This is a genomic window from Limnoglobus sp. (assembly GCF_059499385.1).
Map to the genome: position 1 here is coordinate 13,375 of NZ_JCABYM010000109.1, position 14,304 is coordinate 27,678.

Genomic DNA, 14,304 nt, shown 5'->3' on the forward strand with positions numbered 1-14,304 from the left:
GTCGCTTCGAGCGTGTACAACAGTTCCACCTCCCTGTTCCCGCACCCCGGCCGGCCCATGCTCGCGAAGTTGCGCTCGTTCACGCTGCTCGGCATCGACGCCCTGCCGGTCGAGGTCGAGGTCGATCTCGCGGCCGGGTTCGGCAAGATCGTCCTCGTCGGCCTGCCCGAACTCGCGGTGAAGGAGAGCGTCCACCGCATCGAGCGCGCCCTCGCCAACCTCGGCTACGCCCGACCGCTCGGCCGGTTAATAATCTCGTTGGCCCCCGCAGACCTCCGCAAGGAGGGCGGCGCGTTCGACCTGCCGATCGCGCTCGGCATCCTCGTCGCGACGGGGCAGATCAAGCCGGAGCAGATCGCGGACTTCGCGACGGTCGGCGAACTCGCCCTGGACGGCAGCGTGCGGGCCGTCCGCGGCGCGCTGGCGACGGCGATGGCCGCCCGCGACCTCGGCGTGAAGAAACTGCTCCTCCCCCGCGAGAACGCCCGCGAGGCGGCCGTCGTCACGGAGGTGGAAGTCTTCGGCGTCACGTCGCTGGCGGAGGCGGTCGGCATCATCACCGGGGCCGTGGCCGTCGATCCCGTGTCGCCCCGCATGGACGAGATCGAGGAGCGGCTGAACAAGTACGACATCGACTTCGCGGACGTCCGCGGCCAAGAGAGCGCGAAGCGGGCCGTGACCATCGCCGCGGCCGGGTCGCACAACCTGCTGATGCTCGGGTCGCCGGGCAGCGGGAAGACGATGCTGGCCCGCCGGCTGCCGACGATCCTGCCGCCGCTGACGCCGGACGAGAGCCTGGAGACGACCCGCATCTACTCCGCCGTCGGTCGGATGCCGGCGGGCGAGGCGCTCCTGACGACGCGGCCGTTCCGCAGCCCGCACCACACGATCTCGGACGCCGGCATGGTCGGCGGCGGCAGCACCCCGCAGCCGGGCGAAATCTCGCTCGCGCACCACGGCGTCCTGTTCCTCGACGAGCTGCCGGAGTTCAACCGCCGCAGTCTGGAAGTGCTCCGGCAGCCGTTGGAGGAGGGGGCGGTCACGATCGTGCGGGCGGCGCACTCGACGAAGTTCCCGGCGAACTTCATCCTCGTGTCGTCGATGAACCCCTGCCCGTGCGGGTACATGGGCGACCCGAAGCACAACTGCAAGTGCTCCCCCATCGCGGTGGAGAAGTACCTCGGCCGGCTGAGCGGCCCGCTGCTCGACCGGATCGACCTGCACATCGAAGTGCCGAGCGTCCCCTACGAGGAGCTGTCGAAGCTGACGGACGGCACGAGCAGCGCGACGATGCGGGCGGACGTGGCGCGGGCGCGGGCGGTGCAGGCCGAGCGGTTCGGCAAGCGGGCGAGTTGCGTGAACAGCCGGATGACGCCGCGGGAGATGCGGAAGTACGCCGCCCCGGACGCCGCCGGCCGCGGGCTGTTGCAGACGGCGATGGACTCGCTGGGATTGTCGGCGCGGGCGCACGACCGGATTTTGCGCGTGGCCCGCACGATCGCGGACCTGGCGGGGAGCGAGAACGTGCTGGAGAACCACATCTCGGAGGCGATCAACTACCGCACGCTCGACCGGAAGCTGTGGGAGCGGTAGTCGTCCGTGTTTCGACTTATAGCGGTGGGCTTGTCCACCGTGCGGCCGAGTCTTCGAGGCCGCGTGCGCCTTCCTCCCGCGGGAACCTGTCCCCGATGGGAGGAACGTCCCCGCGGGAGGAACGCCCTCGCGGTTCTCGAAGACTCGAACCGCCCCCCGGCAAGCCAGGGGCTATATGACCGCCCGCGCGCGGATCGCTTCCTTGTCCCGGCGGTCTTCGGCCTTTCGACTTTCCACGTACCGCCGCCGGACGACCTCGACAATCGAATGGTGCTTCGCCGAGTTGGGGAGCGTCGTCCGAAGGTGCTCGATCAAGATCGGCTCGATCGGAGCGACGGCCGGCCGCAGCTCGACATCGGGGACGAGCGGCAACAGGTACGCCTGGGTCATCGGCACGTCCGTCCGCGAGAGAGCGACGCGAACGGCGGCCGGGTCGTCGAGCAGACCGCCCTGCACGAACGCTTCAAACCCGGCCCGGCTGCGGAGGACGGCCAGTGCGGTCGCCCGGTCCGTCTCCCCGCGGCCGAGGCGGGCGAGGTTGCGTTCGTCCTGGGACCGCTCCAGGATCGTCACGTCCGCCCAGTCCTTGTCCCGCTCCGTCTCCTTGCTGCGGATCAAATCGGCGAGGCCCAGGAAGGCGATCTCGCGGCCGCCGTAGGGACCGCGGACCGAGCGGGCTAGGAGGTGTTCCCGTGGGGCTAGCAGGTGATTCTCGCACCAGAATTCCAGCAACTCGTCCTTCCCGGACGGCAGCCGGCCCAACTTAAACCGGCGGAACGCCCCTTTCCGCCAGGAGTCCCCTTCGACAGGCCCTCCGTCGGGAAACAGGCCGGACCGCCCCAGCCGCTCGGAAAGGTCGGACCAAACGTCCGTCGAGATGTGCAGGTCGAAGTCGTCGGTATTTCGATTGAACCCGTAGAACCGGACGGCGTGCCCACCCATGACCAAGCAGGAGACGCCCACGCCTTCGAGGGCGGTGACGACGGCCGCCAACCGTTCCTCGCCGGTCATGTCAGCGAGTCCTCGCGGCTCGGGCTGCCGTGGGAGCGGTAGAGTTGCAGCAGCGGGTGTCGGCCCAGCTCCTCGTCCGTCGCCCCGCTCGCGAACAGCCTCAGCACTTCCGGGTAGGCTCGGTCGAGGTACTTCTCTTCCGCTTCGTACACGGTCGCGGCCTCGCCGGTGAGGAGTATTCGCTCCACCGGGTCGGTGATGACCGCCAGCAATTCCGCGATGTCGTCGTGGTGCTTCATGTCCGAATTATAACGCAAGTCGGGCACGTTCCCCACCGCTTTTGAGTGCCTCAGATTCGCACGAACACCCGGTTGCGGTACATCCACCACAGGATCAGCCACCACACCGTCAGCAGCACCACGCCGGAGACGAACGGCTCGTACTCCTTGCCGAGGAGCTGAAACACCGACGGGCCGAAGTGCGTGCGGAAGAAGCCGGGCGGGTCCGTGCCGACGATCAGGTCCCGCACGTGGGGGATTTCCGCCAGGCAGTACGCCACGATCGAGTTCGCCCCGATCACCCGCAGCGGGTAGCTCCAACCGGGCCGGTTGATCGCGTCGGTCGTCGCGAGAAACAGCGCCAGCAGCAGGAAGCACCACCCGCCGCTGAACAGCACCCAACTCGGCGTCCAGATCCGCTTGACGCTCGGGCAAACGCCGAGGTAATCGAGGCCGTAGCCCGCGGCGAGCAGCACGCCGCCGACCAGCACGAACCCGCCGACGAGCGACCACACCTTCGGGCCGCTGCGCAGCCACGTCCCGGCGATCAGGCCGAGGATCATCGTCGCCAGCGTGGGGATGAAGTTCAGCGTCGCGTACCCGCCGGAGTTGTGCTGGTTCGCCCGCGGCAGGTACCGGTACAGCCACTGCTCGAACGCATACGCCGGGTTCGAGTTCTTGTCCCAGTGCGCGGCGAACCCGGTCGGGTGTTCCGCGAACTTCTCGGACACGCCGACGGCCTTCCAGTCGAAGTCCGGCCCCGGCGCGGGCCACGCCGCGAACAGCGCCCAGTACCCGACGAGGATCGCCACGAACGCGACGTACCGCCAGACCGGTTTCGCGAACCCGAGCAGGAACAGGAACACGTACCCGAGGCCGATCTGCGAGAGCGTGTCCTCGAACGTCCAGTTCGTCTGCTTCTTCCCGACCGACCGCAGGACCACGCCGAGCAGGACGAGCACGACCGCGCGGAGGACGGCGTGGAGTGTCATCCGGCCGAACGACTGGCCCTTCGCCGTGCGGCTGGCGATGGAGAACGGCACGGCCACGCCGACGAGGAACGAGAACGACGGCTGGATGAGGTCGTGGAGCGTGCAGCCCCGCCACTCGACGTGCGACTGGTGGTGGCCGAGGAATTGCCAGACGGGGTTGTCCGGGAACGTCTTCGCCATGCGGCCGAGGTGCAGGACCTCGGCCATCATGAGGAACATGACGAACCCGCGGTAGGCGTCGATGGCGGAGATGCGCGGCGGCGTGGGCATGGAAACACCCGGCGTGGGGGACGCCGGGGTGTTGTATGCGCCTGACTTCCGAAGTCCGGCTTCGACTTCGGAAGTCGAACGGGGCCAGCGCCGACGGGGGGTGAGGACTGCCACCTGCCCGGATCGACTTCCGAAGTCGAAGCCGGACTTCGGAAGTCTAGGCTTTCAGAGCCGCCGTCCGCGGCCGCCACTCGCCGGACGCGAGGAACGCGGCGATCGTGTCGGCGACGCTCTCGCCGATGCCGAACTCGCGCTGCAGCCCGCCCGGCCCGGCCTCGGCGATCACGTCGGCCGCCTCCCGCTCGGCCGCCAGCACGGCAACTGCGGCTTGACGGAACGCCCGGACGCGGTACAAGTTGGCCCCCGACCGCGTTAGCGTTCCGGCGTGTTCGCGCAACTTCTGTGCGACATCCGCATTCGTCATTGGAAACCCTCCGTAGGGGAACGGGTTTCAAATTCGCGGATCGCCGGGGCGAACACAAGGTCGGTAGGACAAAGTAGTAGGCACACTCCGTGTGCCGTTTCCTCGGCGCATCGGCGAGTTCGTCCGAGTCGCGGCGACCGACAGGAGACGGCACACGGAGTGTGCCTACTACTATGCGGAGGATCGCGATGGCCGGGTTTCGCACACACGTCGGCGTCGCGGCGACCCTCGGCGTCGGGTACGGCTACCTCATGCACAAGGGCATGGGCTGCCACTGGGAGTCCGGCGTCCTGTCCGCCACCCTCACCGCCGTCGGCGGGATGCTCCCGGACCTGGACAGCGACACCGGCCGGCCGGTGCGGGAAATCTTCGGCCTCGCTGCCGCCGTCGTCCCGCTCGTCGCGCTGCCGCGGCTGACGCAACTGGGCCTGTCGCCGGAAGGCGTCCTCGCCTGCCTCGTCCTCGGCTACCTGTTCGTCCGGTACGGCCTCGCGTGGCTCCTGAGCCAGGTCAGCGTCCACCGCGGCATGTTCCACAGCATCCCGGCCATGCTCATTTCCGGCCTCGTGGTCTACCTCGGCTACCGCACCGACAATTACGCCCTCCGGCTGGAACTGGCCGGCGGCGTCATGCTCGGGTTCCTCTCCCACCTGTTGCTCGACGAAATCTACAGCGTGGACTTCAACGGCGTCCGCCTCGTGTTAAAGAAGTCGAGCGGCAGCGCGCTGAAATTCTTCTCCGACTCGGTCCCGGCGACGACGGTTTGCTACACCATCCTGGGGGCGCTGTTGTACCTGGCCCACCAGGACTGGGAGGCGGCCGCCGCGGCCGGGAAGACGCCCCCGATCCCGTTCGCGCAGTACGCCAAACTCGGCGGGCGATACCCATGATCCGCTACGACTTCGCCGGCAAGGTCGCCCTCGTCACCGGCAGCTCCCGCGGCATCGGGGCGACGACGCTCGAGATGTTGGTCGCCGGCGGCGCGGCCGGCGTGCTGCACTTCTGGGACGACCCGGACGGCGCGAACCGGGCCGACGCCGAGGCGCTCGCGAAGCGGATCGACGTGCATCTCGAGCCGGCCGACGTTCGCGAGGCGGGGCAAGTCGAAGCGATGATGCAACGGGTGAAGGACAAGTTCGGCGGCCTCGACATCCTCGTGAACAACGCCGGGATCATTCGCGACCGCACGTTGAAGAAGATGACGCTCGACGAGTGGCACGCCGTCATCCAGACGAACCTCACCGGCGTGTTCCACTGCTGCAAGTACGCGAACGAGATTCTCCGCGACGGCGGCCGGATCGTGAGCATCGCCAGCATCGCCGGCGTCCTCGGCTTCCACGGGCAGGCGAACTACGCGGCGGCGAAGGCCGGGGTGATGGGCCTGACCCGCGTGCTGGCGAAGGAGCTGGCCCGGCGGCGGATCACGGTGAACGCCGTCGCCCCCGGCGTCATCCAGACCGCGATGCTCGGCGAGGTGAAGCCGGACGTGCAGGCCGAGTACCTGAAGCAAATCCCGGCCGGGCGGCTCGGCCGTCCCGAGGACGTGGCGAACGCCATCCTGTTCCTGGCGAGCGCGGAGAGCGAGTACATCACCGGGCACGTGTTGCCGGTAACGGGTGGGTGGCTGTAAGGCCCTCGCAATGGCGAACGGCACGGCGTGAGCGTGCCGGTGTCCCCCGGCGGCCGACACCGGCACGCTCACGCCGTGCCGTTCGCCGTTGGTTTGGCAACCAGCCGCACTTGTTCGCAAACGAGACGTTTGCGAACGCGGCATCCCGAACGAGACGTTCGGGACGAGAAGAGACGTTCGGGACGTGCATGTCTCTTTTTCTGAACTACACAGTCACATCGTCCTTAATCGTTGATGCCACGCCAAGTTATCCCTGAGCCTTCGCCTCAACTCGGCGGCCTTGTGAACGGATTCACGAAGTTCGCGACTATTCGCGACAATTTCATCCGTGATGAATGGAAGCCCTCGGCCGGGGGTGGTACGATTGCGCTGCCGGTCCTCTCCACGGTTGGTCCACCCCGGCCATGAGGCTAGTCATGTTCAACGTCCGCACGATCCTCTACCCCACGGACTTCTCCAGCTTCTCCACCCAGGCGTACTTCCACGCCGTCGGCCTCGCGGAAAACTACCGGGCCAAGCTGACGGTGATCTACGTCTACTCCCCGAAGGACGCGGCCAATGCCGTGCAGAAGGCGTACTGGCTGGAACAGCTCGAAACGATCCGGCCGACGAACCCGAAGATTCCGGTGTCGCACGTGCTGCTGGAAGGCGACCCGGCGACGGAGATCGTGCGGTACGCGGCCGACACCGGGATCGACGTGATCGTGATGGGCACGCACGGCCGGACGGGGGCGGAGCGGGAGTTGATGGGCAGCACGGCCGAGCGGGTGATGCGGGACGCCCCGTGCTCGGTGCTGGTGGTGAAGATGCCGAAGGGGTCGCGGCCGCCGTCCCGCCCGCACGCGGAACTCGCCGGCCGGGCGTGACGCCGGACCGACAAGTCACGTCCATCGGGCCGCGGGTGCGGCCCGCCGTCGTTCAGTAGCTCTCATCCGTCAGCACGCTCTCGAAGTCGGCGACGCCGACCCGCATCGCCAGCTGCTCGAACTGCTCCGCGAATTGGTCGTTCGTGTAGTGCAGGTGCTCGGCCTCGCTCAGCATCGGCAGCACCATCCGCCGCCGCACGCCCATGTCCTTCAGCGCCCGGCGGAACGGCTTCAGGTTCGGCGCGTACACGGTGAACAGCTTGTGCTCGTCGAACTGCACCTCCATCGGGGCCTTCGTGCTCAGCACGGCCACGCCGGTGCAGCCGTCGTTCAGGATCAGGTCCTCGTAGTCGCAGAAGTGGCTCGCCAGCACCGGCGCGTCGATGTGGTTGCGGCGGAAGTCGCGGTGCCCGCCGTCCCGCCGGCCGTGACTGCTCTCCAGCACGACGTGGACGCTCTCGCCGAGCGGCTCGACCAGCGCCAGGAAGGCGTCGAACAGGTGCTCGGCGGACACGGCCGCGAACAGCATCGGCAGCCGGACGCGGGCGTCGCGGTCGCGGTACACCTCGACCCGGTAGCCCTCGCGGGGCCGGACCGGGACTTCGAGCGACGGCCGGATCGCGTCGGTCAGGGTGAAGGAGCCGTATTGCTTCACCCGCAGGTGCGCGGCGAGCGGATCAGTGTTCACGTCAAAGCCTCTCGACGAGGGGAACCGTCCGGACGGAGAGGGCCAGCTGTGGTGCGCGGTCGAGGAGGTCGGTCGGGTGCAAAACCCCATCGAAGCCTACCCGCTGATTCCGTCCGGGGGTGGTTCGGGCGAAGAATTCTAGGACACGGACGGCCGTGGCGTTAGAAAATTCGCCGCCGAAAGGGGTACGGCCGATTCTGCCGGCCGGATGCGTTGGCGCGATAAAATAGGCGGGCGCAGCCGGACCCGCCCCGCGAGCGTCCCGGCGGCCGCGGGGGCGTCAACGCCTGAAGCCGCGGCCGCGTTATGCCCGATGATGGACGGACACATTTTCGGAGACCCGCCGTGCGGAACTTGTTGGCCGTCGCCTTGATTGTTTCGCTCGGCGCGACCGCGCTCGCCGAAGACAACATCGTCATCCGGCCGAAGGGCCGCCCCGCCGCCGCCCCGCCGCCGACGCCGGAGAAGCCCGGCTTCATCGTCATCCGGCCGAACGGGGCGAAGCCGCAACTTGTCGCAAAGGACGTGCCGGCGAGGCCGGAGAAGCCCGCCCCGCGGCCCTACGGCGGCGAGCCGATCCCCATCGCCAACCCGAAGCCGCAGGACGACGCGAAGCCGGACGCGAAGCCCGACCCGCAGAAGGGCAAGCTCGTCCTCGAGACGTGGGACGCGGCCTACCTGAAGGGGCACAAGGTCGGCTACTTCCACACCGTCGTCCGCGAGCGGGAGGCGAACGGCAAGACGTACCTGTACGCCACCCGCGAGCACCGCATTACCCTGAAGCGGTTCGGCCAGGTCACGGAGCAATCGACGGAAGACGCGACGCTCGAAACGCCGGAGGGCCAGGTCCTCACGACGCGGATGGAGTTGGCGCTCGGGCCGCAGCAGAAGCTCGTCCTCACCGGGAAGGTCGCCGAGGGCATCCTCAAGACGCAGGCCGAGGGCGTGGTGCAGAAGGCCGAGGAGGTCGCGTGGCCGGACGGCGTCCTCGGCGTCGCGAAGGAGGCGACCGTCTACAAGGACAAGAAGCCGAAGCCCGGCGAGACGTTCGACTACCTCATGTACGAGGGCCGACTCAACCGCGTCATGAAAGTCACCGTCGAGGTGAAGGCGCTGGAGACGATCGCGCTCGTCCACGGCCAGCCGGCGAAGCCGATGGTCCGCCTCACGGCCACGCTCAACCCGCTGAAGGACAAGGACGGCAAGGTCGTGTTCCGCATCCCGCCGGCGACGGTGTGGTGCGACGCGGAGACCTACGAGCCGGTGCGGACGGACCAGGACATGCCGAGCCTCGGCGGGCGGCTCATCATCGTCCGCACGACGAAGGAGCTGGCGCTGAAGGCCCCGACGACCGTGCCCGACCTGTTTGACGTGCAGTCGGTCCGCCTCGACCGCGACATCCCCGGCGTCCACGAGAAGGGGACCGTCACGTACCGCATCCGCACCGAGGGCGACCCGGAACCGGAGACGATGATCCCGGAGGACGGCCGGCAGAAGATCGAGAACCTCGACCCGAAGACGAAGGCGTTCGACCTGAAGGTGACGGCCGTTCGCCAGCCGCGGGCCGACGCAAATGGGAAGGCCCCCGGCGACGAATACCTCGGCACGAGCTTCTTCATCGATTGGGAGAACGCGGACGTGAAGCGGCACGCGGCGGCGGCCGTGGCCGGGCTGCCGGCCGGCGCGTCGGCGTGGCAGAAGGCGCGGGCGGTCGAGGCGTGGGTGAAGAACAACATGCGGGCGGTCGAGTTCAGCCAGGCGATGGGCACGGCCGGGCAGGTGGCGAAGACGCTGTCCGGCGACTGCACCGAGTACGCGATGCTGTCCGCGGCCATGTGCCGGGCGGTCGGCGTCCCGAGCCGCACGGCCCTCGGCCTGGTGTACGCCCCGGCGGCCGGCGGCAAGCCGTTCCTGGCGTACCACATGTGGTTCGAGGTGTACGCCGACGGCGACTGGGTGGCCCTGGACGCGACGCTCGGCAAAGGCTCCGTCGGCCCCGGCCACATCAAGATCACGGACTCGCACTGGCACGACGAGCGGACGTTCGCCCCGCTGCTGCCGGTCCTCCGCGTGCTGATGGCGTCGCCGAAGGTCGAAGTCGTGGGGGCGACGGAGAAATGAGGGTCACATGCGGTTCATGTGGGGCCAGGGGTTGAAGGGGTTGCTCGTCGGCGTGCCCCTCGGCGGGCTGGCCGGCCTGGGCGTGTGCATGTGGCTGATCGACGGCACGCTCCTGTTCCCCGGCGACACGATGCTTTTCGGGGCGATCCTCTGCGGCGTCCTCGGCTTCCTGTACGGCGAAACCTTCTTCCAGTGGTTGAAGGACAACTGGTATCACGTCGCGGGGTGACGAAAATCAATTCACCGCGTCCGGGTCCACGCCCAGCGCCCGCAACTTGTCCGCCAACAGCTTCGCCCGCTGCCGCTCTGCCCGTGCGCGGCCCCGTGGCCCTCGTAGAACTGCCGCTGGCCGTGCCTCGAAGACCACCTGCGGGAAGATGCTGTCGGTGGGCGATGCCCCTTTTTGCGGCCTGACAACCGCGCCCGCGCGGGATCGACTTCCGAAGTCGAAGCCGGACTTCGGAAGTCGGGCGCTCACACCGGCCCGGTCGCGAGCTTGCCCAGCTCGACCAGGAACGCCTTGCCGCGCTTCGGGTCGGTCATGTACACGAACGCCGCCAGGCCCATCAGCCGCGGGAGCGTGTCGCCGTCCTTCAGCGGCTTGCCGTGCTGGAGGTTGTGGATCGCCGCCCGCAGTTCCCGCCGCAACTTCCGCGGCGTCCGCGGCGGGCCGTCGCCGTTCACCACGAGGCCGGTCACCGACTGTCGGCCGCCCTTACGGTGGACGCGGGTCTTCTCGTCCTTCACGGCGAACCCCTCGGCCGCCACCACCCGCCGCACGCAGCCGAGCAGCTTGCCGAGCTGCGGCTTGCCCGTGTGCGACGCCGGCAGGCTGAACGTCATGTCGTCCGCGTACCGGGTGTACCGCCAGCCGAGTTTCGTCGCGAGCGCCGTCAGCCGCCGGTCGAGCCGCAGGCAGAGGGCGTTCGTCAGCGCCGGGCTGGTCGGCGCGCCCTGCGGCAAGCAGCGCGGGCCGAGGGAGACGTAGTACGTCTTGCCGTCGTGCTGCACGACTTCCCGCGGGGCCTCCGTGCAGAGCAGCGCGAGCAGCGTCGCGACTTGTTCGCGGTACCCGGCCCGGCGGAACACGCCCTTCACCCGCCGCCACGTCACGGTCGGGAAGAAGTCGGTCACGTCCATCTTCAGGATCGTCTTCGCGTTCGTGTGAACCGCCGCGTTGGACAAAATGGACCGGCCGGCGAGGAACCCCTGGGCCGACCCGTGGACCGGCAGCCGCTCGACGACGTTGTGCAGGACCCACCGCTGCGCCTGCTTCAGCCGCGGGAGCGGTGCCCAGATCGGCCGCGACCTGCCGTCCCGCTTCGGGATCGTGAACCGGGCGTAATGCAGCTTCGTCGCCGCGTCGCGGTGGTAGCACATGCCCCGCAGTTGCGGGATCGTCAGCCCGAGCGCCTCCGCGAGTTGCTTCGGCGAGTCGAGCGGCGGCAGCTCGTTCTCGGCCGCCCGCTCCTCGCCGTTCGGCGTGTCCCACTTGTCCGGCTTCGCCTCGTCGTTCCAGTAAACGCCGTCGCCCAGATGCACCACGTGCGCCGTCTTGTACGCGGCCCACGCCTCCTTCTTGAGCTTCCGCCGCTCGGCCGCCTCCTGCTTGAGCTGCTTCTTGTACTGGTCCTTCTCGCGGTCGCTCATCGTGTCGGCGTCCCGCCGCGCGACGAGGAACCCGCGGTCCTTCAGCTGCCCGTCGATGTACGCCCGCACGCCCCCGGCCTGGAGGATGCTTTGCCAGAGGGCAATCGGGTCGGTCGTGGCCATAGGGAGTCCAGAATTTTTCACCGCGGAGGGCACGAGAGGGCACATGAGGAAAACCGAAGAGAGTTAAAAATCATTCTTTGAAATCTCTCTTGGTTTTCTCTCGTGCCCTCATGTGCCCTCCGCGGTGAATACGGTTTTCATTCCGCCACCGCGTCGAGGTAGCCCTTCGCGTCCAGTTCGGTGAGTCGCTCGAAGTACGCCGCCCGCGCCTCGGCCTCGGTGTTGAACTTCAGCGATTGCAACCGCATCGGCTGCCCGGCGAGGCCCCAGCGGACTTTCAGCTTCTGCCGTTCGAGCGACAGCTGCATGACCCGCTCGGTGTCGCCGTCGCGTTTTGTGAACGCCCGTGTCTCGAACACGACGGCGTCGTCCGTCTTCGCCCGCTTCGCCTCCTTGTCGGCGAACGCGAGCCGTAGCGCGATGAGATGCACGCACGGCCCGCCCTTCAGCCCGGCGGTGCGGAACTGCGTGCAGGTACACGTCACGCGGCGGACCTGCCCCTCGTCGGCGAGGACCATCTGCGGCCGGTAGTCCCGCTTGTCCTCCTCGACGGAAACCTGTCCCGTCAGTTCGAGCCCCTGCCCGGCGATGCGGTTCTCGGACACGATCCGCACCGCGTCGCGGCGGGTGAGCAGGTCGTGCGCCACCTTCTCCCGCTGGTTGCGGTACTGGAGCCGCACGAGGTCGAGCGGCTCGTTCAAGATCGGCCGGAGGCGGTACACCCCGGCCGCGAGGTCGAACATGAGCTGCCCCTGTTGGCAGCCGAGCTGCAGCGTCTCGATCAGGGCGGACCCCTTCACGCCGGTCTGCTTCGCGATTTCCTCCCGCGTCGCGGCCCACACGCCGTCGGCGAGGAACTTCACCACCTTCGCCAGCGGCTCGTTCGTCTGGGTCTTGCGCGGAAGCAGCAGGTCGAAGCCGAGGGCGGACGACCAGTTGGCGGCCGTGAACCCGGTCAGCCCGAGGGTGAGCGTGACGGGGCCGGCGCGGAACACCCAGAAGCTCGGCAGCCCGTTGCCGAGCAGGTACACGTCCACCGATTCGACGAACGGCAGCAGCCGCTTGACGGTCATCAGCCGGCGGCGGCCCCAGACGCGGACGACGCGGGCGGCCTTCCCCTTGAACGGCTCGCTCGTCGCCGGCAGGACCGTCTCCCACGGCTCCAGCACGATCCGCGGCTGCTGCGCCGGGACCAGCTCGAACCGCAGGCCGCGGCGCTTCCCCTTCCGGTCGCCGTTCATGCGGAGGGTGCGGAGGGCGTTGTAGAGGTCCATCGGGGCGAGCCGCAGGTGGTCGAACGGCAGGGTCGCGGCCGACTGCACCTGGAGGAACCCGCGGAGCCACGAGTCCGGGATGCGGATTTGCTTCTCCAGCACGTCCGGCCGCGTTTCGGTAGCGACGCCGACGCCGGAACTGCCGACGGTCAGCCGCGTCTTGCGGGCGGACCGCATCTGCTGGACGCTCTGGTACAGGGCGTCGCTGAAGTCGATGTTCGTCGTGCCACAGGTCGTCGTGCCGACCTCGGCGAATGCCGACCGCTCGAACGCGAGGCAGGCGTAACTGCTCTCGTCCTTTCCGAAGACTTCAAACAGGACGCGGTCCGGGTGAACGGTGACGACGGGGTCGAGGATGCAGAACGCGAGCGGGTCGTTGCGGAGCAGCCAGCCGAAGTACGCCTGCTGTGCCTGCCAGACGTTGAGGGCGGCCGTCTCCCGCTTCAGCCGCAGGTACGCGAGGTAGGCGGTGCGGTCCTTCGGGACGTACCGGTAGTCGCTGCCGACGACGGCGTAGAGCGCGGAGAACGCTTCGCGGAAGCGAACCGGGTCGGCGACGGTGGCGTCGAACGCGACCGGCGGGCGGTCGAGGTTGCCGAACAGCTCGACGCGGGCGGCGTCGCCGGCCGTGGCGACGCGGCTGCTGCCGCCGTAGCTGAGGTGCGCGGGCGTGGCGGGTTGGTCGGGGGTGGGGTCGGTGTTGTCGGCCATGTTACCGCCCTCCCGCGTGGGCCGAGTAGTGCCGCTCGCCGCTCTGGGGTTCGACATGTCGGCGGGCGCGGTACTTCTTGTCTTGTTCCCTCCCCCCTTGGGGGGGAGGGTTAGGGAGGGGGGTGAGCGGGGCCGGGGGTTGCGGACTCCCCTCAGTAATTGCACGCCCCGACCCCCCTCCCCGGCCTTCCCTTCCAAGGGGGGAGGGAGAAAGAGTTGCTTCGGGGCCAATCGTGCCTCCCGCCGGCTGGGGCACGAGTTCGTTCAGCAACCGGAGTAACTCGACGGCAATCACGTCCCATTCCTCCCGAACCTGATGGTTCCAAAACCGAACCACCCGATAGCCCTCCGCGTCCAACCGCGCGGTTCGCCGCTCGTCTTCTTCCGACCGCTCCGCGTGCTGGCTGCCGTCGAGTTCGAGGACCAGCTTCGCTTCCAGGCAGACGAAATCGACCACGAACCGGCCGACCGGATGCTGCCGCCGGAAGCGGAACCCCCCGACCTGACGATTCCGAAGCCGCCACCAGACGAACCGTTCCGTGTCGGTCATGTCCTTGCGGAGCCGCCGGGCGTTCTCGTTGGCCATACACACCTCTTGGTGAAACACACCAGCTCCTGCCGCGAAGGTTCTTGTTCCCTCCCCCCTTGGGGGGGAGGGAACAAGACCGGCCTCACGCTTAATCCTTGCTCGCGACGACCTTCGCGTCGCCCCCCCCGCGGCCGTCCGCCCGTC

General features: G+C 68.5%; 14 protein-coding genes. 6 read left to right on the top strand and 8 right to left on the bottom strand.

The window, feature by feature from the left end:
- The first annotated feature begins 57 nt into the window (after positions 1-57).
- A complete protein-coding gene (locus AC5JJ2_RS19660; RefSeq protein WP_495859728.1) occupies positions 58-1,593 on the top strand; it encodes a YifB family Mg chelatase-like AAA ATPase in 1,536 nt (511 codons plus the stop codon).
- A gap of 171 nt (positions 1,594-1,764) precedes the next feature.
- On the opposite strand, the gene AC5JJ2_RS19665 is transcribed toward AC5JJ2_RS19660, so the two are convergent.
- The 4 genes from AC5JJ2_RS19665 to AC5JJ2_RS19680 form a co-directional block, all read right to left on the bottom strand.
- The gene (locus tag AC5JJ2_RS19665) at positions 1,765-2,604 is read right to left on the bottom strand and encodes a hypothetical protein (protein ID WP_495859729.1); all 840 of its coding nucleotides are present in this window, start codon (positions 2,602-2,604) and stop codon (positions 1,765-1,767) included.
- Positions 2,601-2,870 (bottom strand): hypothetical protein, encoded by a 270-nt coding sequence (locus tag AC5JJ2_RS19670; protein WP_495859730.1) that lies wholly within the window; start codon positions 2,868-2,870, stop codon positions 2,601-2,603. The genes AC5JJ2_RS19665 and AC5JJ2_RS19670 overlap by 4 nt, the downstream gene beginning before the upstream one ends.
- Before the next feature lie 23 nt (positions 2,871-2,893).
- A complete protein-coding gene (locus tag AC5JJ2_RS19675) occupies positions 2,894-4,084 on the bottom strand; it encodes an acyltransferase family protein (RefSeq protein ID WP_495859731.1) in 1,191 nt (396 codons plus the stop codon).
- Positions 4,085-4,241: 157 nt separating this feature from the next.
- A complete protein-coding gene (locus tag AC5JJ2_RS19680; protein ID WP_495859732.1) occupies positions 4,242-4,508 on the bottom strand; it encodes a hypothetical protein in 267 nt (88 codons plus the stop codon).
- A gap of 188 nt (positions 4,509-4,696) precedes the next feature.
- Here AC5JJ2_RS19680 and AC5JJ2_RS19685 point away from each other — a divergent pair, with 188 nt between their 5' ends.
- The 3 genes from AC5JJ2_RS19685 (at position 4,697) to AC5JJ2_RS19695 (ending at position 7,004) form a co-directional block, all read left to right on the top strand.
- On the top strand, positions 4,697-5,398 hold the full coding sequence (locus AC5JJ2_RS19685; RefSeq protein ID WP_495859733.1) for a metal-dependent hydrolase: 702 nt from the start codon (positions 4,697-4,699) through the stop codon (positions 5,396-5,398).
- Positions 5,395-6,138, top strand: a complete 744-nt coding sequence (gene fabG / locus AC5JJ2_RS19690; RefSeq protein ID WP_495859734.1) for a 3-oxoacyl-ACP reductase FabG — start codon at positions 5,395-5,397, stop codon at positions 6,136-6,138. The genes AC5JJ2_RS19685 and fabG overlap by 4 nt, the downstream gene beginning before the upstream one ends.
- Before the next feature lie 416 nt (positions 6,139-6,554).
- Positions 6,555-7,004 (top strand): universal stress protein, encoded by a 450-nt coding sequence (locus AC5JJ2_RS19695; protein ID WP_495859735.1) that lies wholly within the window; start codon positions 6,555-6,557, stop codon positions 7,002-7,004.
- A gap of 52 nt (positions 7,005-7,056) precedes the next feature.
- Here AC5JJ2_RS19695 and AC5JJ2_RS19700 read toward each other — a convergent pair whose 3' ends face one another.
- Positions 7,057-7,692: a hypothetical protein gene (locus tag AC5JJ2_RS19700; RefSeq protein ID WP_495859736.1), complete on the bottom strand. Its 636-nt coding sequence runs from the start codon at positions 7,690-7,692 to the stop codon at positions 7,057-7,059.
- Between the two features lie 345 nt (positions 7,693-8,037).
- On the opposite strand from AC5JJ2_RS19700, the gene AC5JJ2_RS19705 reads away from it, so the two are divergent.
- Positions 8,038-9,813 (top strand): transglutaminase-like domain-containing protein, encoded by a 1,776-nt coding sequence (locus AC5JJ2_RS19705; RefSeq protein ID WP_495859737.1) that lies wholly within the window; start codon positions 8,038-8,040, stop codon positions 9,811-9,813.
- A gap of 7 nt (positions 9,814-9,820) precedes the next feature.
- Entirely contained in the window at positions 9,821-10,042 is a 222-nt protein-coding gene (locus AC5JJ2_RS19710) for a hypothetical protein (RefSeq protein ID WP_495859738.1), read from the top strand.
- 245 nt (positions 10,043-10,287) lie between these two features.
- Here AC5JJ2_RS19710 and AC5JJ2_RS19715 read toward each other — a convergent pair whose 3' ends face one another.
- The 3 genes from AC5JJ2_RS19715 to AC5JJ2_RS19725 all read right to left on the bottom strand — a co-directional run bounded on the left by AC5JJ2_RS19715 (position 10,288) and on the right by AC5JJ2_RS19725 (position 14,157).
- Entirely contained in the window at positions 10,288-11,586 is a 1,299-nt protein-coding gene (locus tag AC5JJ2_RS19715) for a reverse transcriptase family protein (RefSeq protein ID WP_495859739.1), read from the bottom strand.
- 137 nt (positions 11,587-11,723) lie between these two features.
- On the bottom strand, positions 11,724-13,571 hold the full coding sequence (locus AC5JJ2_RS19720; RefSeq protein ID WP_495859740.1) for an SWIM zinc finger family protein: 1,848 nt from the start codon (positions 13,569-13,571) through the stop codon (positions 11,724-11,726).
- 1 nt (position 13,572) lies between these two features.
- A complete protein-coding gene (locus AC5JJ2_RS19725; protein WP_495859741.1) occupies positions 13,573-14,157 on the bottom strand; it encodes an endonuclease domain-containing protein in 585 nt (194 codons plus the stop codon).
- Positions 14,158-14,304: the final 147 nt, after the last annotated feature.